The sequence below is a fragment of the Sphingomonas sp. BE138 genome, from assembly GCF_031456125.1.
GTDB lineage: Bacteria > Pseudomonadota > Alphaproteobacteria > Sphingomonadales > Sphingomonadaceae > Sphingomonas.
The window spans coordinates 91,689-117,120 of sequence record NZ_JAVDUC010000005.1; the positions used below are offsets into that span (position 1 = coordinate 91,689).

Consider the following 25,432-nt stretch of genomic DNA (forward strand, 5'->3'; position numbering starts at 1 on the left):
TAGGCCCGCGCGCATGGCCAGCGCATCCGACGTCGCTCCTTCCCGCCGCCTCGGCAATCTGGCGATGGTCTTCCGTCATGCCGGTCAATACCCGCGACAGATTACCGCCGCGTTGATCGCGTTGACGGTCACCTCTGCCGCGACCGTCGCGATCCCGTACGGGTTCAAGCGCGTCATCGACCGCGGTTTCGCCGGCGGTGCGTCGCCGGAGGCGGTCGCCGCGTCCTTCCACTATATGCTGATGATCGTCGCGGTGCTCGCGCTCGGCACCGCGGTGCGCTTCTACTTCGTCGCCTGGCTGGGCGAGCGCGTGGTCGCCGACATCCGGACGGAGGTACAGCGCCACCTGATGACGCTCAGCCCGTCCTTCTACGAATCCAACCGTCCGTCCGAGATCGCCTCGCGCCTGACCGCCGACACCGGACAGATCGAGACGGTCGTCGGCAGCACGTTGTCGATCGCGCTGCGCAACACCTTCGTCGGTATCGGCGGGCTCATCTATCTCTTCGTGATCTCGCCGAAGCTCGCCGCGATGCTGCTGGTCGGCATCCCGCTCATCATCGCGCCGATCGCGCTGCTCGGCCGGCGCGTACGGGGGCTGTCGCGCACCTCGCAGGATCGCATTGCGGACGTCGGCTCGATCGTTGTCGAGACGCTCGGCGCGATGAAGATCGTGCAGGCGTTCGGACAGGAACGGCGCGAAAGCGCCCGCTTCGCCGATGCGGTCGAGGCGACGATGGCGGCGGCGCGCAAGCGCGTGGCGCTGCGCGCGGTGATGACCGCGATCGTCATCGGGCTGATCTTCGGCGCGATCACGCTGGTGCTGTGGGAAGGTGCCGACGACGTCGCGGCCGGGCGCCTGTCCGGCGGCGCGATCACCGCGTTCGTGCTGACCGGCGGAATCGTCGCCAGCTCGTTCGGGGCGCTCACCGAAGTCTATGGCGAGTTGCTGCGCGGCGCCGGCGCGGCGGGGCGGTTGTCGGAGCTGCTCGACGAACGTCCCGACATCGCGCCGCCAGCGCATCCCGTCGCGCTGCCGCAACCGCCGCAGGGCCGCGTCGCGTTCGAGCGGGTCGAATTCCGCTATCCCACCCGCCCCGACGTCGCCGCGCTCCACGATTTCTCGCTGGAGGTCGCCCCCGGCGAGACGCTGGCGGTGGTCGGCCCGTCGGGCGCGGGCAAGTCCACGCTGTTCCAGCTGCTCCAGCATTTCTACCGCCCCGCCGGCGGTCGCGTGCTGGTCGACGGCGTCGATCTCGCCGCGGCGGACCCCGCCGAGGTGCGCGCACGGATCGCGATGGTGCCGCAGGAAACGGTGATCTTCGGCACGACCGCGCGCGACAACCTGCGCTATGGCCGCTGGGACGCCGACGATGCGCAGATCTGGGCGGCGGCGGAGGCGGCCAATGCCGCCGACTTCCTGCGCACCCTGCCCGATGGGCTCGACACCTTCCTGGGAGAAGGCGGGGCGCGGCTGTCGGGCGGGCAGCGACAGCGCGTGGCGATCGCGCGCGCGCTGCTGCGCGATGCCCCGATCCTGCTGCTCGACGAGGCGACCAGCGCACTGGACGCCGAAAGCGAACGGCTAGTGCAGGACGCGCTCGACCGGCTGATGGCGACGCGGACCACGATCGTCATCGCGCACCGGCTGGCCACCGTCCGTGCGGCGTCGCGGATCGTCGTCATGGACGGCGGCCGTATCGTCGAGGAAGGTCCGCATGCGGCACTGATCGCGCGCGGCGGGCTCTATGCGCGGCTCGCCGGCCTGCAATTCCACGACGCCTGACCCGGATCGACGCACCGGCGCTTGACCGCCGCCCGCCGCCCCCTACCCTTCCGCACCGGAGGGCCGGGCGTGACGATACGAACATGGGTGGCGGCGGCGATGTTGGCGCTGGGGATCGCCGCGCCGGCGCGGGCGACGTGGCAGCAGGCGTCCTCGCGCCACTTCCGTGTCTATTCCGACGAGCCGCCCGACAAGGTGAGCGCGTTCGCCACCATGCTCGAGCGGTTCGACAAGGCGATGCGCGTCATGCGCGGGATGGGCGACCCGCCGTTCAGCCCCACGCAGCGCCTCACCGTTTTCGTCATCAAGGACGTGGACGCGCTGCAGAGGCTGCTCGGCGACCGCAACGCCGCCGGCGTCTACATGCCCCGGATCTCCGGCCCGGTCGCCTTCGTGCCGCGCAAGACCAACGAGACCGGCAAGCTGGCGCTCACCCCGCAGGCCGTCCTGCTGCACGAATATGCGCACCACTTCATGTTCTCGTCGTGGGGCGACAAGCCGTTCCCGGCGTGGTTCGTCGAGGGGTTCGCCGAGTTCAACGCGACGATGGTGTTCCAGCCCGAGCAGTTGATCATCGGCGCGCCGCCGCTCTACCGCGCCAACGGCCTGATCAACGACGACCTCGTGCCGATGCGCGACCTGCTCACGCTGTCCCCGCAGGACAAGCGCGTTCAGGGTGTCGAGACGCAGGTCTTCTACGGGCGCGCGTGGCTGCTGACGCGTTACATGCTGCTCAACGCCGAGCGGCGACCGCTGCTCTCCGCCTATCTGACCGCGCTGGATAAGGGCAAGGACGTGAAGAGCGCCGCCCCGCTGCTCGGCGATCCGCGCCAGCTCGACCGGGCGCTCAACGCCTATGCGCGCCAACGCCTTCCGCTTCTGGGGCTGAAGATCGCCGACCTGCCGATCGCGCCGGTGACGGTCCGCGCGCTGACGCCGGGCGAGGAGGCGATCATGCCCGTCGTCCTGCGCTCCACCCGCGGCGTGTCGGCGAAGACCGCGCCCGGGGTGGCGGTCGCCGCACGAAAGATCGCCGCCGACTGGCCGAACGATCCCGCGGTACAGGTCGCGCTGGCCGAGGCCGAGTTCGATGCGGGGCAATATGCCGCCGCCGATGCCGCGGCCGGGCGTGCGCTGGCCGCCGTCCCCGACCTGCGCGGCGCGCTGATCTATCGCGGCATGGCGCAGTCGGCGCAGGCGCAGAAGGACCACGTCACCGACGCGGCGCGCTGGAAGGCGATCCGCCGGTCGTTCCTCAGGGCCAACCACCTCGACCCGGAGGATCCCTGGCCGCTGGTCGCCTATTACAATGCGATGCGGGTCTCGAGCGAGCCGATGACCCCGAATACGGAGAAGGGGCTGGCCTACGCCTTCGCGCTCGCCCCATTCGATACCGGGCTGGCGATGCAGGTCGCCGCGATGCACCTCCGCAACAAGCAATGGGACGCCGCCGTCCCGGCGCTGCGCCGCGTCGCCTATGATCCGCACGGCGGCGGCTTGGCCACGCTGGCGGCGGCCGTCCTGACCGTGGTCGAGAGCCGCGATCCCAAGGCACTGGAGCAGGTGGCCGCCGCGCTCGACAGGGCCAAGCCCGACGGCGACGGCGACGACAAGGATTGAGAGGGGCCGCGCCGTCGCGGTGCCAGGATCAGGGCGGCGGACGAGCGCTTCAGCGCTTGCTTCGCCGCCGTTGAACGACAGACAGGTTATTGCAGTAAGAGCCCGGAGTGGTGGTGGCCGGGAGGCAGGAACCGCAAGGGCGATCCTCCCGCGTTACGGATCGCACCTGGCCCGGTCACACCTTCGCGGTCATCGCGCGAGACGCGTTATGGCACGCCGGTTACATCGACGCCGGATCGACTCTGGCACCCGCAGGTCAGCGGCGGGGCTTCGCCGCACGGCCGGGCCGCGCAGCGCGACCGGGCTCAGCCGGCGTGCTCGGCCAACACGGTCAACCCACGCGCATTGACCTCGGCGAAGCCGCCGCGGATCGCGATCGTCTCGGGCTGCCCGCCGGCGGTCTTCTGCACCAGCACGTCGCCGTCGCGGATCGTCGACATGAACGGCGCATGCCCTTCCAGCACCGCGAAGTCGCCGTCGGTCCCCGGCACGGTGACCATATGGACCTCCTCGGAGCGGACGAGGCGTTCGGGCGTGACGAGTTCGAAATGCAGCATGTTCTTCTTCCTGCTCCCTCTACCCTCCGGGGAGAGGGTTGGGGTGAGGGGTAGCGAGGGACGGTTACCATGCACCAAGCGACAGTGTGCGTGGCCGCCCCTCACCAGCCTCGGGTGAACAGCGCCCCGCGCTGTTCAGTCCATGCCGGGGGCATGGACGAGCCCGCCGCTCCTCTCCCCGGAGGGGAGAGGGCTTACACAGAAGCTTACGCCTCCTTGGCCATCTTCTCGGCCTTGGCGACCGCCTCGTCGATGCCGCCGACCATGTAGAAGGCCGCTTCCGGCAGGTGATCGTATTCGCCGTTCACGACCGCCTTGAAGCTGCGGATCGTGTCCTCCAGCTGCACGAACTTGCCCGGGATGTTGGTGAACACCTCGGCGACGTGGAACGGCTGGCTCAGGAAACGCTGGATCTTGCGCGCGCGGCTGACGGTCAGCTTGTCCTCTTCCGACAGCTCGTCCATCCCCAGGATCGCGATGATGTCCTGCAGCGACTTGTACTTCTGCAGCGTCGCCTGCACCGCACGCGCGGTCTCATAGTGGTCCTGGCCGACGGTGCGCGGCTCCAGCACGCGGCTGGTCGAATCGAGCGGATCGACCGCCGGGTAGATGCCGAGCTCCGAGATCGCGCGGTTGAGCACGGTCGTCGCGTCCAAGTGCGCGAACGAGGTCGCCGGCGCCGGGTCGGTCAGATCGTCCGCGGGGACGTACACGGCCTGGACCGACGTGATCGAGCCCTTGTTGGTCGAGGTGATGCGCTCCTGCAGCGCACCCATGTCGGTCGACAGCGTCGGCTGGTAACCCACCGCGGACGGAATACGGCCCAGCAGCGCCGACACTTCGGCGCCCGCCTGCGTGAAGCGGAAAATGTTGTCGACGAAGAACAGCACGTCCTGCCCTTCCTGGTCGCGGAAATATTCCGCGATCGCCAGGCCCGACAGTGCGACACGCGCGCGGGCGCCCGGCGGCTCGTTCATCTGGCCATAGACCAGCGCGACCTTTGAGCCCTCGCTGATCGCATTGCCCTCGGCATCCTTGGCGATGACACCCGCGTCGAGGAACTCGTGGTACAGGTCGTTGCCCTCGCGGGTCCGCTCGCCGACGCCCGCGAACACCGAGGTGCCGCCATGGCCCTTTGCGATGTTGTTGATCAGCTCCTGGATCAGCACGGTCTTGCCGACGCCCGCGCCGCCGAACAGGCCGATCTTGCCGCCCTTCGCATACGGGGCGAGCAGGTCGATGACCTTGATGCCGGTCACCAGGATCGCGCTCTCGGTCGACTGGTCGACGAACTCCGGCGCCTTGGCATGGATCGGCGCGCGCAGGTCGGTGGCGATCGGACCACGCTCGTCGATCGGTTCGCCGACGACGTTCATGATGCGGCCGAGCGTGGCGGGGCCGACCGGCATCAGGATCTGCGCGCCGGTGTCGGTGACGGTCTGGCCGCGGGTCAGGCCCTCGGTCGAGTCCATCGCGATCGTGCGGACGGTGTTTTCGCCCAGGTGCTGCGCGACCTCGAGCACCAGCCGGACGCCGTTGTTCTCGGTCTCCAGCGCCGACAGGATCGCCGGCAGCTGCTGGTCGAAATGCACGTCGACCACCGCGCCGATCACCTGGCTGATGCGGCCGGTGTTGTTGGTCTGGCCCGTAAGGTGAGTCGGGCGATCCTCTAGGACGGTGGCCATTGTCTTACCTCTTCGTCGCCCCGGCAACGGCGGGGGTTTCTGTCTGCTTTAACATACGGCATCCCTCATGAAGAGGGACGGTGACGTAACTTACAGTGCCTCGGCGCCCGAGATGATCTCGACCAGCTCAGTCGTGATCGCCGCCTGACGCGCGCGGTTGTACTGAATGCTCAGCCGCTTGATCATGTCGCCGGCGTTGCGGGTCGCATTGTCCATCGCGGTCATGCGGCTGCCCTGCTCCGAGGCGGCATTTTCCAGCAAGGCGCGGAAGATCTGGATCGCGACATTGCGGGGCAGCAGATCGTCGAGGATCGCTTCCTCGCTCGGCTCATATTCGACCGTCGCGTCCGACGCCTTGGCGCCCTTCACCTCAGGGATCGCGACCGGGATGATCTGCGCGCCGATCGGCTCCTGCACCAGCGCCGACTGGAACCGCGCGTAGAACAGGTGCGCGACGTCGAACTCGCCCGCCGTGAAGCGCGCGATCAGGTCGTCGGCGATCTCCTTGGCGGCATCGAAGCTGGCGGTCTTCATGTCCGAAAGGTCGTGATCGGCGACGATCCCGGTCGGGTAGAAGCGCTTCATCACGCGCCCCTTTTTGCCGGCGATGTAGAAGCGCACGGTCTTGCCCGCCGCCTCCAGCTCCTCGGCCTTGCGGCGTGCGGCGCGGACGATGTTGGTGTTGAAGGCGCCGGCGAGACCGCGCTCCGAGGTCGCGACCACCAGCAGGTGCACCTGATCCTTGCCGGTTCCCGCCAGCAACGGCGACGCGCCGACGCCGACGTTGCGCGCCAGGCTGGCGACGACGCCCTCCAGCCGCTCGGCATAGGGACGCCCCTGCACCGCCGCTTCCTGCGCACGGCGCAGCTTGGCGGCCGCGACCATCTTCATCGCCTTGGTGATCTTCTGCGTCGACTTCACCGAGCCGATGCGGATCTTGAGGGCCTTGAGTGACGCCATGCTCTTCTTCTTGCTCCCTCTCCCCTCCGGGGAGAGGGTTGGGGTGAGGGGTTGCCACGAGCGGTGCCGCGTGGGGCGGCCCCTCTCCCAACCCTCTCCCCGGAGGGGAGAGGGCTAAATGATTACGCGAACGTCTTCGCGAATTGCGCCAGCGCGTCCTTCAGCTTGGCCTCGGTGTCCTTGCCCAGTTCGCGGCTGTCGCGGATCGCGGTCAGCACGTCGGCGTGGTCCGCGCGCATGTAGCTGAGCATCGCCGCCTCGTAGCGGTTGACGTCGGCGACCGGCACGTTGTCGATGAAGCCGTTGGTGCCCGCGTAGATCGAGACGGTCTGCTCCTCGAACGGCATCGGATTGAACTGCGCCTGCTTCAACAGCTCGGTCAGCCGCGCGCCGCGGTTCAGCAGCTTCTGCGTCGAGGCGTCGAGGTCCGAGCCGAACTGCGCGAACGCGGCCATCTCGCGATACTGCGCCAGCTCCAGCTTGATCGAGCCCGACACCTTCTTCATCGCCTTGGTCTGCGCGGCGCCGCCGACGCGGCTGACCGACAGGCCGACGTTGATCGCCGGGCGGATGCCCGCGAAGAACAGGTCGGTCTCCAGGAAGATCTGCCCGTCGGTGATCGAGATCACGTTGGTCGGGATGTAGGCCGACACGTCGCCCGCCTGGGTCTCGATGATCGGCAGTGCGGTCAGCGAGCCCGAGCCGTTCGCCTCGTTCATCTTCGCCGCGCGCTCCAGCAGGCGCGAGTGGAGATAGAACACGTCGCCCGGATACGCTTCGCGGCCCGGCGGACGGCGCAGCAGCAGCGACATCTGGCGATACGCGACCGCCTGCTTCGACAGATCGTCATAGACGATGACCGCATGCATGCCGTTGTCGCGGAAATACTCGCCCATCGCGCAGCCGGTGTAGGGCGCGAGGAACTGCAGCGGCGCCGGGTCCGAGGCCGTCGCGGCGACGACGATGGAATATTCCATCGCGCCATTCTCTTCCAGCGTGCGGACGAGCTGCGCGACGGTTGAGCGCTTCTGCCCCACCGCGACGTAGATGCAATACAGCTTCTTCGATTCGTCAGTGCCGGCGTTCGCCTGCTTCTGATTGATGAAGGTGTCGATCGCCACCGCCGACTTGCCGGTCTGGCGGTCGCCGATGATCAGCTCGCGCTGCCCGCGGCCGACCGGCACCAGCGCGTCGATCGCCTTCAGGCCCGTCTGCACCGGCTCGTGCACCGACTTGCGCGGGATGATGCCCGGCGCCTTCACCTCGACGCGGCTGCGCTGGTCCGAGGCGATCGGCCCCTTGCCGTCGATCGGGTTGCCCAGGCCGTCGACCACGCGGCCGAGCAGGCCCTTGCCGACCGGCACGTCCACGATCGTGCCGGTGCGCCGCACGGTGTCGCCCTCGCGGATCTCGGCGTCGGAGCCGAAGATCACGACGCCGACGTTGTCGGCCTCCAGGTTCAGCGCCATGCCCTGCACGCCGTTGGCGAACTCGACCATCTCGCCCGCCTGGACGTTGTCGAGGCCGTAGATGCGCGCGATGCCGTCACCGACGCTGAGCACCTGCCCGGTTTCCGAGACCTGCGCCTCGGTGCCGAAATTGGCGATCTGATCCTTGATGACGCGGGAGATTTCTGCGGCGCGAATGTCCATGTTGATTAGCCCTTCATCGCGCTGGCAAGCGCATTCAAACGGGTACGGATCGACGAATCGATCATCTGGGAACCGATGCGGACGACCAGGCCGCCCAGGATCTGCGGATCGACCGACAGGTCGACCGACACCTCGCGGCCGACGCGGCGGCGCAGCTGCTGCTTCAGCTCGTCGACCTGCTCGGGCGTCAGCGGGTGCGCGCTCGTCACCTCGGCGGTCGTCTCGCCGCGGTGGCGCGCGGCGAGCGTGCGAAACGCGCGGATGATCTGCGGCAGTGCGCCCAGCCGGCGGTTCTCGGCGAGCACTCCCAGGAAGCTGCGCGTGGTGGCATCGACGCCGAGCTGATCGGCAGCGGCCAGCACCGCCTTCACCGCCTGCCCGCGCGCGATCACCGGCGAGGCGACCAACGTCTTGAAATCGCCCGACGCGGCCAGCGCATCGCGCACCGCCGACAGGCTTTGTTCGACGCGATCGACCGCGCGGGCCTCCACCGCCAGATCGAACAGCGCACTGGCGTAACGGCCACCGAGACCGGCCTGGATGCTGCTGCCCTGATTACCGCTGGAACTCTCCACGCGATCCACTTTCCTCGTCATGACCCAAGGGGTGCCTCACCCACGCGAACGGATGGCGCGCACGACGGCGGCCTCGCTTGGGTACGGCGCGCGTAGCAAAGGGGGCGCGGCGATGCAACCGGACTGAATGGCAGGGAGGCCGCGGGCGACCGGTTCGGGCGCAAGCCGCGGGATGCCGCGCGCGTCCGCATGGCCTACAGGCACGGCATGACCGCGACGATCGATACCGACACCGCCTGGGCGGCCTTCGCGCGCCGCGACCGCGCGTTCGACGGGCGCTTCGTCGTCGCGGTGCACAGCACGCATATCTATTGCAAGCCGAGTTGCGCCGCGCGCCGGCCGCGCCGCGAGAACGTCGCCTTCCTCCCCGACGCGGCGGCCGCGCGCGCGGCGGGCTATCGCGCCTGTCGCCGCTGCCTGCCCGATTCGGTCGCGCGCGACCGCGCGGCGGTGATCCGCGCAGCACAGGCGCTGGCCGACGCCGACGCGCCCGTGCCGCTCGCCGCGCTGGCGGCGATGGCCGGCTATGCCCCGCATCACTTCCATCGGCTGTTCCGGCGACTTACCGGAGTCACGCCCGCCGCGCTGGCGCGAACCCATCGCGCCGACCGGGCGCTGGTGGCTTTGCAACGGGCCTACAGCGTCACCGCCGCCATCTATGACGCCGGCTATGCGGCGCCCAGCCGCTTCTACGACGACGTCGCGCGCTTCGGGATGACCGCGCAGGCGATCGCGAGCGGCGGCGCGGGTGAGACGATCCGCTGGACGATCGCCGCCGCGCCGCCGGGGGCGCTGCTGTGCGCGGCGACCGCGCGCGGCTGGTGCCGCTTCGCCTTCGAGGATGCGGCGGCGCTCCGCGCCACCTTCCCCGCCGCGACGATCCTGCCCGGCGACCGTTCGCTGTCGGCACGCGCCGGTGCGCTGCTGGCAGCGGCGGCAGCGGACGACGCCGACGCCAGCCTTCCCGAGGCGGTGCGCCGCGCGGCGCTGCGCACCCGGCTGCACGACGCCGCAACATCGGTTGGTTAGCGAAATCGCAAGGTGTGTCGCGTAGCGATCGTCCCCGAGCCATTTCGAGGACGATCAGGGTCGATGAACGCGTTCGGGCGCCGCAACGGCGGCATGGGTACTGGCGGCACCGGAACGGGCCCGCGCGGCGGGTTCGGCGTAGCGCGTCCGATGCACGTCGCGCCGGGTACGGCGCCGCGCGAGGACGCGCCGGTCGAAACCGCCGCACCCCTCGATGCGATCACCGCGCTCGATCCGCTGCTGCCGCAAAGCCAGGTCGATGCGATGCAGCGGCTGTCGGATCGCCAGAACGCGACCGGCGAGGCCGGCTCCAGCCGCATGGAAGGCTTCGAGGCGTCGATCCACAAGATCAAGGAGCAGGTGCTCCCGCGGCTGCTGGAGCGCGTCGATCCCGAGGCGGCCGCGACGCTCGGCAAGGACGAGCTGGCCGAGGAGTTCCGCCCGATCATCGGCGAGGTGCTCGCCGAGCTGAAGCTGACGCTCAACCGCCGCGAGCAGTTCGCGCTCGAAAAGGTGCTGGTCGACGAGCTGCTCGGGCTCGGCCCGCTCGAGGAATTGCTGTCGGATGCCGAGATCAGCGACATCATGGTCAACGGCCCCGACCAGACCTTCGTGGAGCGCAAGGGCAAGCTGGAGCTGGCGCAGATCCAGTTCCGCGACGAGGAGCATCTGTTCCAGATCGCACAGCGCATCTGCAACTCGGTCGGCCGCCGCGTCGACCAGACCACGCCGCTCGCCGACGCGCGCCTGAAGGACGGCAGCCGCGTCAACGTGATCGTGCCGCCGCTCAGCCTGCGCGGCACCGCGATCTCGATCCGCAAGTTCTCCGCCAAGCCGATCACGCTCGACATGATGGCCGGCTTCGGCAGCATGAGCCCGAAGATGGCCACCGCGCTGAAGGTCGCGGGCGCGTGCCGCTTCAACATCGTCATTTCCGGCGGCACCGGTTCGGGCAAGACGACGATGCTCAACGCCTTGTCGAAGATGATCGACCCCGGCGAGCGCGTGCTGACGATCGAGGACGCCGCCGAGCTTCGCCTGCAACAGCCGCATTGGCTGCCGCTGGAAACCCGCCCCGCGAACCTTGAGGGACAGGGCGAGATCAGCATCCGCGACCTCGTGAAGAACGCGCTGCGTATGCGCCCGGACCGCATCATCCTCGGCGAAATCCGTGGCAGCGAGTGTTTCGACATGCTCGCCGCCATGAACACCGGCCACGACGGCTCGATGTGCACGCTCCACTCCAACAGCCCGCGCGAGGCGCTGGCGCGTATGGAGAACATGGTGATGATGTCGGACATCAAGGTGCCCAAGGAAGCGATCAGCCGCCAGATCGCCGACTCGGTCGACATGATCATCCAGGTCAAGCGCCTGCGCGACGGCAGCCGCCGCGTGACGAACGTCACCGAGGTGATCGGGATGGAAGGCCCGGTGATCGTCACCCAGGAGCTGTTCAAGTTCGAATATCTCGACGAGAGCGCCGACGGGAAGATCATCGGCGAATATCGCTCGATGGGGCTGCGCCCGTACACGATCGACAAGGCCAAGCAGTTCGGCTTCGACGCCGCGTTCCTGGAGGCGTGCCTGTAAGGCTACGTCGGTACCACCGCCAGAACCGTCATTCCCGCGCAGGCGGGAATCCAGACCCCATGTCGTCGCGCCTCTATCGACGGACCTGCGCGTCCTGGATCCCCCTTTGGCCTCCGGCCAAGTTTATCCCGAGCGCCTGCCTTGCAGGCAGCCGAAGGGCGGGAATGACGGTTGAAGCCCGGTGACGACGAGGCGCCCCAACCCGTGACACGCGTGCACGATCCGCTACACCGGCGGACGTGCCGCTCCCGTCGCTCCTGCCGCTCGCCCTGCTCGCCGCGCCCTTGCCGGAGCCGCGCGCCGCCTGGGTCGGGCGCACGACGCTCGCCCCCGATGCCGAGGCGCGCTGGATCCCGTTCGATCTGACGCCGGGCAACCAGATCCGCTTCACGATGGCGGTCGACGGCCGACCGGTCACCGCGATCCTCGACACCGGGGTCAGCTATTCGGTCCTCGCGCGCCGTTATGCCGACGCCAATCGCCTGGCGGTCAGGGCCGAGGGGCGCGCCACCGTGATCGGGGGCAGCGTCGCGATCGGGCGCGTGGCGACGCGCACCGTCTCGATCGGCGCGCTGACCCGGAGCGGCGGCAGCCTGGCGGTCGCCGACCTTCCCGCCGCCGCGACGGGCAGCGCGCTGGCCGTCGACCTGCTCGTCGGGCGCGACCTGACCGCGCCCTATGCGCTCGACATCGACTATCAGGCGCGCCGCTTCCGCCTGCTGAGGAGCGGCAGCACGCCGTTCAAGGGCGCCGCCGCGCCGCTGTCGATCGCGCCCGACCGGATGGTCTATGTCAGTGCGATCGCCGCCGCGGGCCGGACGCTCGCGCCGATGGTCGTCGACACCGGCGACGGCTCGGCGATCACGCTCGGCCCTGCCGGCTGGGCGTCGGCGCGTGCGGCGGCCGGGCCGGTCACCACCACCGTCTCGTTCGGGCTCGCTGGCGCGGTGGTCAGCGAACTGGCGATCGTCCCCGAACTGCGCATCGGCGCGGTGAGCGCGCGCGACGTGGAAGTGCGGGTGGAGCCCGCTGGCGGCTTCTCCGACACGATCGGCGTCGCCGGGCGGATCGGCTCGGGGTTCCTGCAACGCTACCGCGTACTGCTCGACCCCGCCGCCGGGCACATGCTGCTCGGTACCACGCCCGCCACCGACGCGCCTGCGCTTCGCTCGACCAGCGGGTTGCTGCTGGCCCTGGCGGGCGACCGGCTGAAGGTGCTCCACGTCATGCGCGGCAGCCCGGCGGCCGCGGGCGGCTGGCGAGAGGGCGACACGATCTGTGCGGTCGACGGCACGCGCGTCGGCGCCGGCTATGCGCGCAGCGCGCTCGCTGGCTGGGCCGCCGCCGCCGCAGGGCGCACGGTCCGGCTCGACGGCTGCGACGGCACGCGCCGCCTCCTGACGCTGCGCCGCTTCTACTGATCCATATCATCGCGCGGGCGGTATCGTCCGCCGCGCCGGGGCGTTAGGCCATGGTCTTTCAGCGCAGGGATCACATGGCGCAATTCACCATCATCTTCGCCGGCCGGGAAAGCGATCGCGCCACTGTCGAATGTCACGACGTCGCGGCTGCGCGCAATCAGGCGGTGCAGCGCCTCGGCAGCTATCTGGCCGAGCATCCGGGCTTTGCCGAGGAAGGACATTGGCGCGTCCACGTCGAGGATCATGTCGGCCGCACCGTCGCGACCGTCATCGTCGCCACCGTGAGCCCGCGCCATTCGGGGCTGGGCGACTGACCGACGCGGCGGGTCAGCGCAGCCGGTCGATGCCGAGCGTCTGCCCGCCCATCCGTTGCTGCCCGCGCGCGCGTGCCGCGCTGCGGACCAGTTCCTCGCTCAGCCGCATCGCGGCCTCCGCGGTCAGATTATAGCTGGCGCCGCATGTCGACAGAACGGTAACGATCCCGTCATCGGCGCTCACGGCTGGCGCGTTGGTACACAAATCCGGCTTCATGCTTGCACCTGTCGTCTGAGAGGGAGATGCTGCAACGCCGCCCGCCAGACGCACCACACGGTCGCGATCTGCCGGAAAGACGTTCGAATCCCACGACAACCCGCTCCCTCACTCGCGGTTCCCGCGCACGGTGCCGCACCCGGCGGCACGCGTCGGTCGCGGGGCGAACCGATCGGCCCGCCGCGCAACGCGGGGCTTGCGCATGGTGCGCCGCCACGTCAGCCTCCTTGCCAGTCTTCTGTGGAGAGGTCCCTAGCCATGCGTCGTCTCGCCCCCGTCCTGCTGCTCGCGCTGCCGCTTGCCGCCGTCGCACCTGCCGCCGCGCCGGTTCCCGCCCCGATCGCAGCCGCCGTCAAGGCGCCGACCCGCACCCCGACCAACGTCGCGCGCGACCGCTACCGCCATCCGGCCGAGACGCTCGCCTTCTTCGGGGTCAAGCCCACCGACACCGTGGTGGAGGTGTGGCCGGGCGGCGGCTGGTATACCGAGATCCTGGCCCCGCTCACCGCCGCGCGCGGCCGCTATTACGCCGCCGGTCCGTGGGAGCGCGGGTTGAACGGCGTCCGCGCGCTCCAGACGAAGGACGCCGCGAGCTATGCCAAGGTCCGGCTCGCCGCGCTTCCCGCCGCGGCCGGTCAGCCGACCGTGCCGGACGGCAGCGCCGACGTGGTGCTCACGTTCCGCAACGTCCACAACTGGCGGTTCGGTGGCGAGGATCAGGCGCGGCAGATGTTCGCTGCGATGTTCCGGATGCTCAAGCCCGGCGGCACGCTCGGCGTCGTCGAGCACCGCCTGCCCGAATCGCGCGACGCCGCCGCCGAGGAGAAGAGCGGCTATATGAAGACCAGCAGCGTCATCGGCTTCGCGACCGCCGCGGGGTTCAAGCTGGCGGGCCGGTCGGAGGTCAACGCCAACCCGAAGGACACCGCCGACTGGCCGGACGGCGTCTGGACGCTCCCCCCCAGCTATGCGCTCAAGGACAAGGACCGTGCACGCTACGCCGCGATCGGCGAGAGCGACCGCATGACGCTGAAGTTCGTCAAGCCGCGCTGACGCCACGCCCGTCCGTTGCCGCTGCCCGGGCGGCGGCGGCGGACGGCATCATTCGCCCAGCTTGTCGACCTTGTCGCGCAACCGCGACAGCTCGGCCTTCAGCGCCGCGATCTCGCCGTCCTTGCTCGTCGCGGCGGGCGTCGCCGGCGCGGGCTTGAACGCCTGCGCCGCGGCTTCGAACATCTCCATGTTGCGCTTTGCGATCTCGGCGAACGGGGATCCGGCGAACGCGCCCTCGACGGCGGTCTTGAACTGGGTCTGGTTGCGGCGGAAGCTGTCCATCGACGCTTCGAGGTAATCGGGCACCATCGCCTGCATCGAATCGCCGTACAATGCGATCAGCTGGCGCAGGAAATTGACCGGCAGCATCGTCTGCCCGCGGCTTTCCTCCTCCATGATGATCTGCGTCAGCACGTTATGGGTGATGTCCTCGTCGCTCTTGGCGTCGACGACCTTGAACTCGCGACCGTCGCGCGTCATCGCGGCAAGGTGTTCCAGCGTGATGTAGGAGGAGCTTTCGGTATTGTAGAGCCGTCGGTTGGCGTATTTCTTGATGATTACCACCCCGTCGGTGCCGTGCTGCTTCTTCATCGCGCGAGATCCCATGACCGAACCCAATCGCGATATTGCACAAAATGTGGCGCTGCAACACGGACATTTCGGCCCGCGCCCGTTGCCGCTGTTCCTCGACATGCTGCGCCGCGAAACCGCAGCATCGCCGGACCGGGCCGCGGCGGCGCTTGCGGGACTGCGCCGCTATCAGGAGGCGCCGCGCGCCCGGCGCCGCCTGCCCCCGATCCGCTACCGCAAGGGGCCCGGGCGACTGCGCGACGGGGCGAAGGGGAGCGACGCAGCCCCGGTCGTCCTCATCCCCTCGCTCATCAACCCGCCCTTCGTCCTCGACCTCGCACCCGGCCGCTCGCTGCTCGCGCATCTCGCCGCTTCGGGACTGCACCCGTGGCTGCTCGACTGGGGCACGCCGCGCGCCCGCGACGCGGGACTCGACCTCGCCGGCCATGTCACGCAGCGGCTGCTCCCGCTGCTGGCGCGGCTCGATCGACCGCCGCTGCTGGTCGGCTATTGCCTCGGCGGTACGCTCGCGCTCGCCGCCGCCGCCGCCTTGCCGCCCGGCGCGGTCGCGGGCGTCGCCACCGTCGCCGCGCCGTGGCGGTTCGACGGCTATGGTGCAGCCGCGCGCACGGCGCTTGCGGAACTGTGGGCGCAGGCCGCGCCGGGCTGCCGCGCGCTTGGCGTGCTGCCGATGGAGGTGCTTCAAACCGCCTTCTGGCAGGTCGACGCCGCGCGCACCGTCGCCAAATATGCCGCCTTCGCCACCATGCCGCCGCGCGCCGCCGCCGATTTCGTGCTGCTGGAGGATTGGGCGAACGGCGGCGCGCCGCTCACCTATGCCGCCGGCGCCGAATTGTTCGAGGCGCTGCTCGACGCCGACCGACCCGGCACGGGCACGTGGCAGGTCGCCGGTCGCGTCGTCGATCCATATGCGCTGCGCTGCCCGACGATCGAGTTCGTCTCACGCACCGACCGCATCGTTCCTGCCGCAACCGCGATCGGCCTGCGCGACCGGCGCGACGTCGGCGCGGGGCATGTCGGCATGGTCGTCGGCAGCCGCGCGCGCGACCTGCTCTGGGATCCGCTGACCGAATGGCTGCGCAGCGTCGCCGGATAGCGGCGCCTCGCTACGACCAGTAACGGTCGAAGCGCTGCCCCAGCCCGGTCAGCAACTCGTACTGGCTCACCCCGCTTGCCGCCGCCACATGCGCCAGGTCGTCGTCGAAGCGCACCCAATCGCCCTCGCGCACTGCCGCTGCGGTGGCGTCCAGCGCGACGAGGTCCATCGACACCCGCCCGATCACCGGCATCGGCGCGTCGCCGACGAACGCGCACCCGCGATTCGACAGCGCGCGGCGATAACCGTCGGCATAGCCAAGATTGACGATCGCCACCTGCGTGTCCGCGTCGGCCCGCCACGTCGCATTATAGCCCACCGTCTCGCCGGCGCGCACCATGCGGCATTGCAGCACCTCCGCCGCGATCGTCGCCACCGGGCAGATCGCGCCCGCCAGCGCCGGCACCGGCACCCCGCCGTACAGCGCCAGCCCGGGCCGCGTCAGGTCAAAATGATATCCGCTGCCCAGTGTGATCCCCGCCGAATTGGCCAGGCTCATCCGCCGCGCCGCGCTGCGCCCGGCCAGCGCGGCGAAGCGCGCGCGCTGCGCCTCGTTCATCGTCGCGCCGGGCTCGTCCGCGCACGCCAGATGGCTCATCAGCGTGTCGATCACCAGGCCGTCGAGCAGCCCCGCGGCGATCTCCTCGGCCGACACGCCCAGCCGGTTCATGCCCGTGTCGACCATCACGTCGCACGCCTGCCCCGCCACCGCGACGGTACGCCACCGCGCGACCTGCGCCGCGGTGCTCAGCACCGGCCGCACCCGTGGCAAGGCGGCGAGCGCCGGCAGGTCCTCCTCGCGCAATCCGTGCAGCACCACCAGCGACGCACCGGCTTCCCCGGCGAGGGGCGCCAGCCGCTCCGCCTCGGCCCAGGTCGCGACGAACAGGTCGCGACACCCCGCACCCAGCAGCCGCTCGACCACCGCCCGCGCGCCCAGCCCGTATCCATCCGCCTTCACCGCCGCCCCGCACGCCGCGGCGCCGCTCAGCCGATCCAGCGCGCGCCAGTTGGCGACCAGCGCGTCGGAGGAAAGGTACAGACGGTTGGGACGATGCGACATGCCGGGTCGGTTAGCGCCTGCGCCGCCCGCGCGCCACATGTGTCGCCGCCTGTCGCTTCTCGCAGCCGCCAAAAGCAACGGCAGGAACCGCGGCCGGTCTCGTCGCTATGCTCGCTCTCTCGCCGTCCCGTCGGGGCCGGGTTGCGGAAGCACGCATTGGGCCCTGCTTCGACGGCTCCGCGCAAACGGCACGGACGAGGCGATCGTCGGGGACGCGCCGGCCTGCCGGTCGCGGCCACCGCATCGGCTCTGCCGCGACGGTCGCATCGTGCAAGAAGCGTTGCGGGCAGCGGCACGCCCGTCCGAACGCGCCGCCCGTCCGCCGCACCTCAGCCGATGTTCACGCCGTAATGGCGCGCCAGCGGCGCCAGCCCGCCCTGATAGCCCTGCCCGACCGCGCGGAACTTCCACTCCGCGCCATGGCGGTAGACCTCGCCGAAGATCATCGCGGTCTCGGTCGAGGCATCCTCGCTCAGGTCGTAGCGCGCGATCTCGCGCCCGGTCGCGTCGTTGAGGACGCGGATGAAGGCGTTGGAGACCATGCCGAAGTTCTGGCGGCGCTGCTCGCCTTCGTGGATCGTCACCGCCACCGCGATCTTCTGCACCTCTGTCGGCACGCGCCCCAGTTCGACCGTCAGTGCCTCGTCGTCGCCCTCGCCCTCGCCGGTGCGGTTGTCGCCGGTGTGCTCGATCGCGCCATCGGCGCTGCGCAGGTTGTTGTAGAAGATGAAGTCCGCGTCGCTGCGCACGCGGTCGCCGGCGACGAGCTGGAAGGCGCTGGCGTCCAGGTCGAACCCGGCGCCATCGGTGCTGCGCGTGTCCCAGCCGAGCCCGATCAGGATGCGGGTGAGCCCGGGCTCCTCCTTGCTGAGGCTGACATTGCCACCTTTGGACAAACTGACGGACATGATGATCTTCTCCTGTTGAAAGGCTGTGGATAAGTCGGTGGAAAACGGCTGGATCGCGCGTGCACCGGCGGTGGATCGACGCGGGAGAACCCGGTGGACAGGCTGTGCAGCGATGGTGGACAGGTCAGGCCGGCAGTCGCTCCCCGCTCGGGCCGACCGCCGTGGCGTCCTCCAGCGGCAGGTCGCGTCGATTGGCCCGTACAGAGGCGAGGAAGGCCGCGCCGATCAACGCCGCGCCGATCAGCCCCGTCACCGTCTCGGGCACCTCGACCCGCACGGAAATCAGCATGATCGCGGCCAGCGCGATGATCGCGTAGAAGGCACCGTGCTCGAGGAAGCGATATTCGGTCAGCGTGCCGCGATCGACCAGCATCACCGTCATCGACCGGACGAACATCGCCCCGATCCCCAGCCCCAGCGCGATCACGAAGAGGTTGTTCGACAGCGCGAACGCCCCGATGACCCCGTCGAACGAGAAGCTGGCGTCCAGGACTTCGAGGTAGAGGAACGCCGCCAGTCCGCTCCTCGCCCCGGCGGCAGCGCGCCCGGCCGCGGCGCCGGCGCCTTCTGCGGGCGCATCGTCGTCACCCCCCATCACGGCCCCGACCGCCTGCACCGCCACATAGGCGACCAGCCCGAACAGCCCCGCGGTCAGGAAGGTCATCGCCTCGGCCGCCGGGATCGCGCGCGACAGGCCGAACAGCGCCAGCAGCACGATGGCGATCGCCAGCCCGGAGATGCGCGACAGCCCCGCGAACGGCCGCTCGACCATGCCGATCCAGTGCGTGTCCTTGTCGGCGTCGAGGAAGAACGACAGCCCGACCATCGCCAGGAACGCGCCACCGAATCCTGAGATGCCGGCATGCGCGCCGGTGATGATCCGCTCGTAGCTGACCGGATCGGTCGCTGCGAGCCGCACCGCCTCCACCGGCCCCAGCCGTGCGGCGACCGCGACGATCACCAGCGGGAAGACGATCCGCATCCCGAACACCGCGATCACGATGCCCCATGTCAGGAACCGCCGTTGCCAGCGCGGCGACATGTCGCGCAGCACGGTGGCGTTGACCACCGCATTGTCGAACGACAGCGACACCTCCAGCACGCCGAGCACCACGACGATCCACAGGATGCCCAGCGTGCCCGCGATGCTGCCGGTGATGCTCCACCCCAGCCACGCGCCGAGCGCCAGGCAAAGCGCGGTGAACGCCAGCGACCCCTTGAAATAACGCAGCATCCCGTCCCCCATCAATCCTTGCTGCCCGCCACCCAGCGCAGCCCCCAGTCGAAATCCTCGTCGAGCACCTGCTGGTCGCGGACGTAATCGACCACGCGCGTCGCCTTCAGGCGCCCCCCGTCGTTCTCGATCAGCATCACCCCGCACACGCGGCGGTCGTCGCGCCCCTCGGTCATGCGCACCTCGACCGGCGGCTGGTCGGGCATCGTCACCAGCACGACGCCGTCGGTCGCGCGCCAGTTCGGCACGCCGTCGTAGATGTTGGCGAACACCACCAGCCGCCGGATCTCGCCCCAGTGCGCGCCGTTGATGCGCAGCGTCTCGCCCTGCGCCACGTCGCCGGTGCGGTCGTCGCCCGACAGTTCGATGAACGGCGCGGCGTGATAGTCGCCGAACGCACGGCCCAGCGCCTGCACCACCCCCGCGCGCCCGTCCGCCAGCTCCCACAGGCATCCCAGGTCGAGGTCGATCGCGGTCCCGCCGCCGAAGAAGCCCTTGCGCCCGCGCGACCAGTTCAGGTTGACGACGATCTCCCCGAAATCGCCTCCACGCTTCTCCAGGCTGACCGCCTGCCCCGGCTTGTCGAGCGTCACCTTCGACAGGTTCACGGGCGGGGGTGGGGGCGGGGACGGAAGCGGCGGTGGCGGCGCGGCGCTCGCCGGCTCCTCGCCCACGTCGATCCCGAACGAGCGCGCCAGCGGCGCCAGCCCGCCGGTGAACCCCTGCCCGACCGCGCGGAACTTCCACTGTCCGGCGCGGCGGTAGAGTTCGCCGAAGATCATCGCCGCCTCGGCCGCCGCTAGCAGCGGCGGGGCGAAGCGCGTCGCGCCCGCCACCGTGATCGCCGCCCCGTCCAGCAGCGCCAGCGTCTGCCCCTTCGCCTGCGCCTCGTGCACCGTCACGCAGAACACCACGCGCTCGATCGCCGGCGGCAGCCGCGACGGGTCGACCGCGAAGCCGCCGCGCGCGCCCAGATCGGCCGCGAAGCGGATCGCGCCGTCCGCGCCGTCGGGCTGGTTGTAGAAGATCATGTCGGCGTCGCCGCGCACGCGGCCGCCCGCGGTCAGCAGATAGGCCGACGCATCCGCCTCCACGTCGCGCCCCGCCGCCACCGTCCAGTCGAACGTGACCGAGATCGGGCCGGTCGGCACCGGTGCGTTGCCGCCGCGCGGCAGCTCGATCATCGCCCGCGTCCCCGCGGCGCCTTGCGCGCGCGATCCCTCTCGCCCGTCCCCGCCGGACGAACAGCCTGCCCGTGCCCCTGCATCATCCCCGATCCCTGTTGGCGACTAAGCGGTTGCGCCGCGTCGCCGTCCGGGTTGCCGCGCTGTTCCTCACGCCGCAATCGGCCGGGACCGGGGATACATCCATTTCGGCGCCATCTCGCCGACACGACCGCGCGGGCATCGCTAGCCGATAGGAAGGGCAGGACGCGGGGGACGATGACGGAGCGCGAACGGCTGCAGGCGTTGATCGATTATGTCGAGGCGAGCGAGCGCGACCGCCTGCCGCGCGTCGTCGACATGGTGGACTATCGTGGTTTCCGTCGCACCGGCGACGAGCTGCTGCGCCTGCCCGGCGTGCTCGTGAACCGCGCGGAGGGGGAGGAGCCGGTGTGGCTGCGGGTCGAACGCCTCGCCCGCCGCGCGCCGCCGCTGCCCGGCGACGCAGGCTTGCGCCGCTGGATCGACCTGCGCGACGACCCCGCGCTCGCCCCGACGCTCTATGCCGAGCGGCCCGCGCCCGGCGGCGACGGCGTGCACCGGCTCGCCGACCAGCCCGAGCGCACCGCGCTCGAGGCTGCGCTCGCCGCGTGGAAGCGTGAGGTCTGGACGCCCTGGTCGCTCGACGAACGCCTCCGCCGCCAGACGATCGCGCTCTACAACGCGCTGTTTGCGCTGCGTCAGTCGCTCGACGGCGCCGCTGCGCAACCGGTCGAGCTGGTGGTCGGCATCGGCATCGCGCGCTGGACGCACTCCGCGGGACGGCTCCACCATCCGCTCGTCACCGTCGCGGTCGAACTCGCGCTCGACGATGCCGACCACGCCATCACCGTCCGCCCGCGCAGCGAAGCGCCGCCGCTGCTGGAGACTGCCGCGCTCGACGCGCTGGAGGTGCCCGGCGTCGACGAATGGCGCCGCGGGGCGCAAGGCGCGCTCGACGCGCTCGCCGGCACCATCTCGCCCTTCGCGCCCGCCGAGGTCACGCCGATCCTCCGCCGCGCGGTGGCGGTGCTCGACCCCGACGGCCACTACCTCCCCGATCTCGGTGAGCGCCCCGTCCCGCCGCCGGGCACGCTCCAGGTCGACGACGCCTGGGTGCTCCTCGAACGCCCGCGCCGCGCGACGCAGCTGATGGAGGATCTCCAGCGCTTCCGCCGCGCGATCGACATGGGCGAGGAACTGCCGGATGCGGTGCGCGTGCTGGTCACCCCGCCCGCCGACGCCGCGGCGTCCGAGGAATATGCGCCGTGCCGCGGCGTCTCGACGATTCCCGGCGTCACCAGCGCCGACGGCACCGGCGCCGACCTGTTCTTCCCGCTGCCCTTCAACCGCGAACAGGTGGAGGTCGTCCGCCGGCTTGGCGTCCGCCCCGGCGTGGTCGTGCAGGGGCCGCCCGGCACCGGCAAGACGCATACGATCGCCAACATCATCAGCCACTATCTCGCCTCCGGCAAACGCGTGCTGGTCACCTCGCAAAAGGCGCCAGCGCTCAAGGTGCTGCGCGACAAGCTGCCCGCCGCCGTCCGGCCGCTGGCGGTCAGCCTGCTCGACAGCAACCGCGACGGGCTCAGGCAGTTCCAGGAATCGGTCGACGTCATCGCCGATCGCCTCCACCGCACCCGACCCGCCGACGTCCGGCGGCAGATCGCCGCGCTCGACGCGCGCATCGACGCGCTCCACCGCGGGCTGGCGGCGATCGACCGGGAGGTCGAGGATATCGGCCGCGGCGCGATGACCGACGCGACGATCGACGGCGCGACCGTCACGCCCGCCGATGCCGCGCGCCGCGTTGTCGCCGCCGGCGCGGATGCGCACTGGCTCGCCGACGCGATCGACATCGTCGCCGCGCACGAACCCGCGTTCGACGAGGAAGCGATCGCTGCCGTGCGCCGCGCCCGCAAACAGGCCGGCACGCGGATCGCCGCGCTCGACGACGCCCCGGTCCCTGCCGACCTGCCCGACACCGCCGCGATCGCCGCGCTTCACGGCGACCTGCGCGACGCCAGCGCGGTCGCGCTCACGATCGGTCCCGACGACCGGCTTGCAGACGGCGCGACCGTCACGACGATCGAGGAGGCACGTGCCGGCGTCGCGCATCTGCGCGCACGCTGGTCGCGCGTCACCGATCCCGCGACGCTCGACCGCTGGCGCGCCGACCCCGACGATCCTGCGCTGACCGCCATCGCCGGGTTGGCCGACGAGGTCGCCGCGCTCGCCGCCGAGGCGCACCATTTCATCACCCGCCCGGTCACGCTGCCCGCCGATCCCGACCAGAGCCTGCGCGACCGGATCGCGCGCCGCGCCGCCGGCGAGGAGCCGGGCCTGCTGCACTCGCTGTTCGCCCGGCAGATCGCGCTCCGGCTCGCTGCGGTCCGCCTCAGCGGCCGTGCCCCCGAAAGCGCCGCGGACTGGGGAGAGGTCGACCGCTGGCTCGCGGCAGTCGCCACCGCGCAGCGGCTCGCCGCCGCCTGGAACCACGCCGCCGCGCTCGCCGGCCTTCCCCCGGTGGCCGGCGACACCCCCGCCGTCGCCGACGCCATGAAGCGCGCGCTCGCCGCCTCCGCCGCGCTGCGCGACCTGGCGGCGCAGGAACGCGCGACGACCGACGCGCTCCGTCGCCTGCTGCCGCGCTGGCCCGGCACGCTGGCCGGCGACGATGCGGAAGCCGCGACACTGCTCGGCGTCCTCGATCGTCACCTGCGCCTCCAGCGGCTCGAACACGGCCGCACCCGCCTCGCCGAGTGCCGCCGCCGTGCCGGGCCGCTGGCCGGCGCGATCGGCACCGAAGTGCGGGCGCTCCTGTGGGAACAGGTCGGCGCGCCGGGCACCGTTGCCGCCGCGCTGGCCACGCGATGGCAGGCCGCGCTCGACGAGGCCGCGGCCTTGCGCGCGCTTGCCCCCGCCTTCGCCACGATCCGCGACACCGCCGCCGCGATCGCCGCCAGCGGCGCGCCGTTGTGGGCCGCGCGCTGCCGCACCGAAGCGGTGACCGGCGTCGAGGACCCCGCCACTCCCGCCGACTGGCGCGCGCGCTGGACGCTGCGGCGGCTATCGACGTGGCTCGCGCGCGTCGACCGCCACGACCGGCTCCGCACGCTGGGGGCCGAGCGCCGCGACCGCGAGGCGCAGCTCGCGCGCGCCTATGAGGAAGCGATCGAGGCGCGCACCTGGCTGGGGCTCGCCGAAAAGGCCAGCGATCAGGTCCGCACCGCGCTCGCCGCCTATGCGCAGGCGATGCGCCGGATCGGGCGCGGCACGGGGGTGCGCGCCGCCCGCTACCGGCTCGACGCGCGCGCCGCCGCCGACCGCGCGAAGAACGCGTTGCCGTGCTGGATCATGCCGCATTACCGCGTGTCCGAATCGCTTCCCGCCGAACTCGGCCTGTTCGACCTCGTGGTGATCGACGAGGCGTCGCAATCGACGATCGCCGCCTTGCCCGCGCTGCTGCGTGCGCGGCAGGTGCTGATCGTCGGTGACGACCGCCAGGTCAGCCCCGACGCCGGATTCCGCGAGGAGGCGCGCATGAACCTGCTCGCCGATCGCCACCTGTCCGGCCAGATCCCCGATTATCGCAGCGCCCTGCGCGAGGAAAAGTCACTGTTCGACCTCGGCTCCGTCGTGTTCGCGGGCGGCGCGATCATGCTCAAGGAGCATTTCCGCTGCGTCGCGCCGATCATCGAATATTCGAAGGCGCAATTCTACAGCCACCAGCTGATCCCGCTGCGGCTGCCGCGCGCCAGCGAACGGCTCGACCCGCCGCTGGTCGACATCCTGGTCGAGGACGGCCACCGCCGCGGCAAGATCAACCCGCCCGAGGTCGATTGCATCGTCGAGCACATCGGCCGCATCGTCGACGATCCCGCGATGGCGACCCGCTCGGTCGGGGTGACGACCCTGCTCGGCCACGAACAGGCCAGCGCGATCATGCAGGCGATCGAGCAGGTGATCGGTGCCGAGGCGATGCTGCGCCACGACATCCGCGTCGGCGAGCCTGCCGCCTTCCAGGGCGACGAACGCGATATCATGTTCGTCTCGCTGGTCGCCGACCGCGGCAGCACCGCGCTGTCGGGGCTCGGCTACGAGCAGCGTTTCAACGTCGCCGCCTCGCGCGCGCGCGACCGGATGGTGCTGGTCCGCTCGGTCGAGCTGGAGGAACTGCGTCCCGCCGATCGCCTCCGTCGCTCGCTGATCGAGCATTTTCACGCGCCGTTCGCGGGCGACACCGCACAGGCCGCCGGTCGGCGCGCCCGCTGCGAGTCGCGCTTCGAGGAGGACATGTACGACCTGCTCGTCGAACGCGGCTACCGCGTCGACACGCAGGTCGCGGTCGGCAGCAGGCGCATCGACATGGTTGTGGAGGGCGCCGACGACCGCCGCCTGGCGATCGAGTGCGACGGCGACCGCTTCCACGGCCCCGAACAATGGCCCGACGACATGGCGCGGCAGCGGATGCTGGAGCGTGCCGGCTGGACGATCTGGCGCTGCTTCGCCTCGCGCTTCGTCCGGGAACGCGACGCGGTGATCGCCGAACTGGTCGCACTGCTCACCGCGCGCGGCATCGTCCCCGAAACCGGCGCTGCGCTGCCGCCCGGCCGCCACACCGAACACCACCGCTGGCGCAGCACCCCCGCGCACGACGGCCCGGTTCCCTACGCATGGCTGGTGGCGGTGTAGCCCGGCCGCAATCGCCGATCCGCCCCCTTTCCACCGTTCGTGCCGGGTTCTGCTCTCGCCGTTCGTGCTGAGCTTGTCGAAGCACGTGCCCCGGATGCGGCTCTTCGGTGAAGCGCACGACAGGCGCCGACAGGCTCCGAAGGAACGAAGCCGTGAGGGCCACGTACCCCTTGTGTGTTACGCG

Annotated in this window: 20 protein-coding genes; 9 read left to right on the plus strand and 11 right to left on the minus strand. The window is 70.7% G+C overall.

Features of this window, described 5'->3' with window-relative positions:
* The first annotated feature begins 13 nt into the window (after positions 1–13).
* Both J2Y58_RS08665 and J2Y58_RS08670 read left to right on the plus strand, forming a co-directional pair.
* Positions 14–1,786 carry an ABC transporter transmembrane domain-containing protein gene (locus J2Y58_RS08665; RefSeq protein WP_310101585.1) on the plus strand — a complete coding sequence of 591 codons (1,773 nt, stop codon included), beginning with the start codon at positions 14–16 and terminating at the stop codon, positions 1,784–1,786.
* Positions 1,787–1,855: 69 nt separating this feature from the next.
* Positions 1,856–3,406 (plus strand): hypothetical protein, encoded by a 1,551-nt coding sequence (locus J2Y58_RS08670; protein ID WP_310101587.1) that lies wholly within the window; start codon positions 1,856–1,858, stop codon positions 3,404–3,406.
* 305 nt (positions 3,407–3,711) lie between these two features.
* On the opposite strand, the gene J2Y58_RS08675 is transcribed toward J2Y58_RS08670, so the two are convergent.
* The 5 genes from J2Y58_RS08675 to J2Y58_RS08695 all read right to left on the minus strand — a co-directional run bounded on the left by J2Y58_RS08675 (position 3,712) and on the right by J2Y58_RS08695 (position 8,835).
* Positions 3,712–3,963, minus strand: coding sequence for an ATP synthase F1 subunit epsilon (locus J2Y58_RS08675; protein WP_310101590.1), 252 nt, complete (start codon positions 3,961–3,963; stop codon positions 3,712–3,714).
* A 206-nt stretch (positions 3,964–4,169) separates the two neighbouring features.
* Positions 4,170–5,648 carry a F0F1 ATP synthase subunit beta gene (gene atpD / locus J2Y58_RS08680; RefSeq protein WP_310101593.1) on the minus strand — a complete coding sequence of 493 codons (1,479 nt, stop codon included), beginning with the start codon at positions 5,646–5,648 and terminating at the stop codon, positions 4,170–4,172.
* 90 nt (positions 5,649–5,738) lie between these two features.
* Entirely contained in the window at positions 5,739–6,608 is an 870-nt protein-coding gene (locus J2Y58_RS08685) for a F0F1 ATP synthase subunit gamma (protein ID WP_310101595.1), read from the minus strand.
* Positions 6,609–6,730: 122 nt separating this feature from the next.
* Entirely contained in the window at positions 6,731–8,260 is a 1,530-nt protein-coding gene (gene atpA / locus J2Y58_RS08690; RefSeq protein WP_310101598.1) for a F0F1 ATP synthase subunit alpha, read from the minus strand.
* 5 nt (positions 8,261–8,265) lie between these two features.
* A complete protein-coding gene (locus J2Y58_RS08695; protein WP_405053088.1) occupies positions 8,266–8,835 on the minus strand; it encodes a F0F1 ATP synthase subunit delta in 570 nt (189 codons plus the stop codon).
* A gap of 207 nt (positions 8,836–9,042) precedes the next feature.
* Between J2Y58_RS08695 and J2Y58_RS08700 the strand changes: the two genes are divergently transcribed.
* From J2Y58_RS08700 to J2Y58_RS08715, 4 genes are all read left to right on the plus strand, one after another.
* Positions 9,043–9,864 carry an Ada metal-binding domain-containing protein gene (locus J2Y58_RS08700; RefSeq protein ID WP_310101602.1) on the plus strand — a complete coding sequence of 274 codons (822 nt, stop codon included), beginning with the start codon at positions 9,043–9,045 and terminating at the stop codon, positions 9,862–9,864.
* A gap of 63 nt (positions 9,865–9,927) precedes the next feature.
* Positions 9,928–11,454: a CpaF family protein gene (locus J2Y58_RS08705; RefSeq protein WP_310101604.1), complete on the plus strand. Its 1,527-nt coding sequence runs from the start codon at positions 9,928–9,930 to the stop codon at positions 11,452–11,454.
* Between the two features lie 239 nt (positions 11,455–11,693).
* Positions 11,694–12,875, plus strand: a complete 1,182-nt coding sequence (locus J2Y58_RS08710; RefSeq protein ID WP_310101607.1) for an aspartyl protease family protein — start codon at positions 11,694–11,696, stop codon at positions 12,873–12,875.
* A 74-nt stretch (positions 12,876–12,949) separates the two neighbouring features.
* The gene (locus tag J2Y58_RS08715; RefSeq protein ID WP_310101608.1) at positions 12,950–13,189 is read left to right on the plus strand and encodes a DUF6894 family protein; all 240 of its coding nucleotides are present in this window, start codon (positions 12,950–12,952) and stop codon (positions 13,187–13,189) included.
* Positions 13,190–13,202: 13 nt separating this feature from the next.
* On the opposite strand, the gene J2Y58_RS08720 is transcribed toward J2Y58_RS08715, so the two are convergent.
* Positions 13,203–13,373 (minus strand): hypothetical protein, encoded by a 171-nt coding sequence (locus J2Y58_RS08720; protein ID WP_310101612.1) that lies wholly within the window; start codon positions 13,371–13,373, stop codon positions 13,203–13,205.
* A 291-nt stretch (positions 13,374–13,664) separates the two neighbouring features.
* Between J2Y58_RS08720 and J2Y58_RS08725 the strand changes: the two genes are divergently transcribed.
* Positions 13,665–14,459 (plus strand): methyltransferase domain-containing protein, encoded by a 795-nt coding sequence (locus J2Y58_RS08725; protein WP_310101615.1) that lies wholly within the window; start codon positions 13,665–13,667, stop codon positions 14,457–14,459.
* A 48-nt stretch (positions 14,460–14,507) separates the two neighbouring features.
* On the opposite strand, the gene phaR is transcribed toward J2Y58_RS08725, so the two are convergent.
* Positions 14,508–15,050: a polyhydroxyalkanoate synthesis repressor PhaR gene (phaR, locus tag J2Y58_RS08730; protein WP_310101617.1), complete on the minus strand. Its 543-nt coding sequence runs from the start codon at positions 15,048–15,050 to the stop codon at positions 14,508–14,510.
* Between the two features lie 13 nt (positions 15,051–15,063).
* Between phaR and J2Y58_RS08735 the strand changes: the two genes are divergently transcribed.
* Positions 15,064–16,146: an alpha/beta hydrolase gene (locus J2Y58_RS08735; RefSeq protein ID WP_310101622.1), complete on the plus strand. Its 1,083-nt coding sequence runs from the start codon at positions 15,064–15,066 to the stop codon at positions 16,144–16,146.
* A 10-nt stretch (positions 16,147–16,156) separates the two neighbouring features.
* Here the strand turns inward: J2Y58_RS08735 and alr are convergent, their stop codons facing one another.
* From alr to J2Y58_RS08755, 4 genes are all read right to left on the minus strand, one after another.
* A complete protein-coding gene (gene alr / locus J2Y58_RS08740; protein ID WP_310101625.1) occupies positions 16,157–17,209 on the minus strand; it encodes an alanine racemase in 1,053 nt (350 codons plus the stop codon).
* Positions 17,210–17,538: 329 nt separating this feature from the next.
* On the minus strand, positions 17,539–18,117 hold the full coding sequence (locus J2Y58_RS08745) for a TerD family protein (protein ID WP_310101628.1): 579 nt from the start codon (positions 18,115–18,117) through the stop codon (positions 17,539–17,541).
* 124 nt (positions 18,118–18,241) lie between these two features.
* Complete coding sequence (locus J2Y58_RS08750; RefSeq protein ID WP_310101631.1) at positions 18,242–19,351, minus strand: DUF475 domain-containing protein; 1,110 nt, start codon at positions 19,349–19,351, stop codon at positions 18,242–18,244.
* Positions 19,352–19,362: 11 nt separating this feature from the next.
* Positions 19,363–20,535: a TerD family protein gene (locus J2Y58_RS08755; RefSeq protein WP_310101635.1), complete on the minus strand. Its 1,173-nt coding sequence runs from the start codon at positions 20,533–20,535 to the stop codon at positions 19,363–19,365.
* Between the two features lie 258 nt (positions 20,536–20,793).
* Between J2Y58_RS08755 and J2Y58_RS08760 the strand changes: the two genes are divergently transcribed.
* Positions 20,794–25,248: an AAA domain-containing protein gene (locus J2Y58_RS08760; protein WP_310101638.1), complete on the plus strand. Its 4,455-nt coding sequence runs from the start codon at positions 20,794–20,796 to the stop codon at positions 25,246–25,248.
* Positions 25,249–25,432 lie beyond the last annotated feature (184 nt).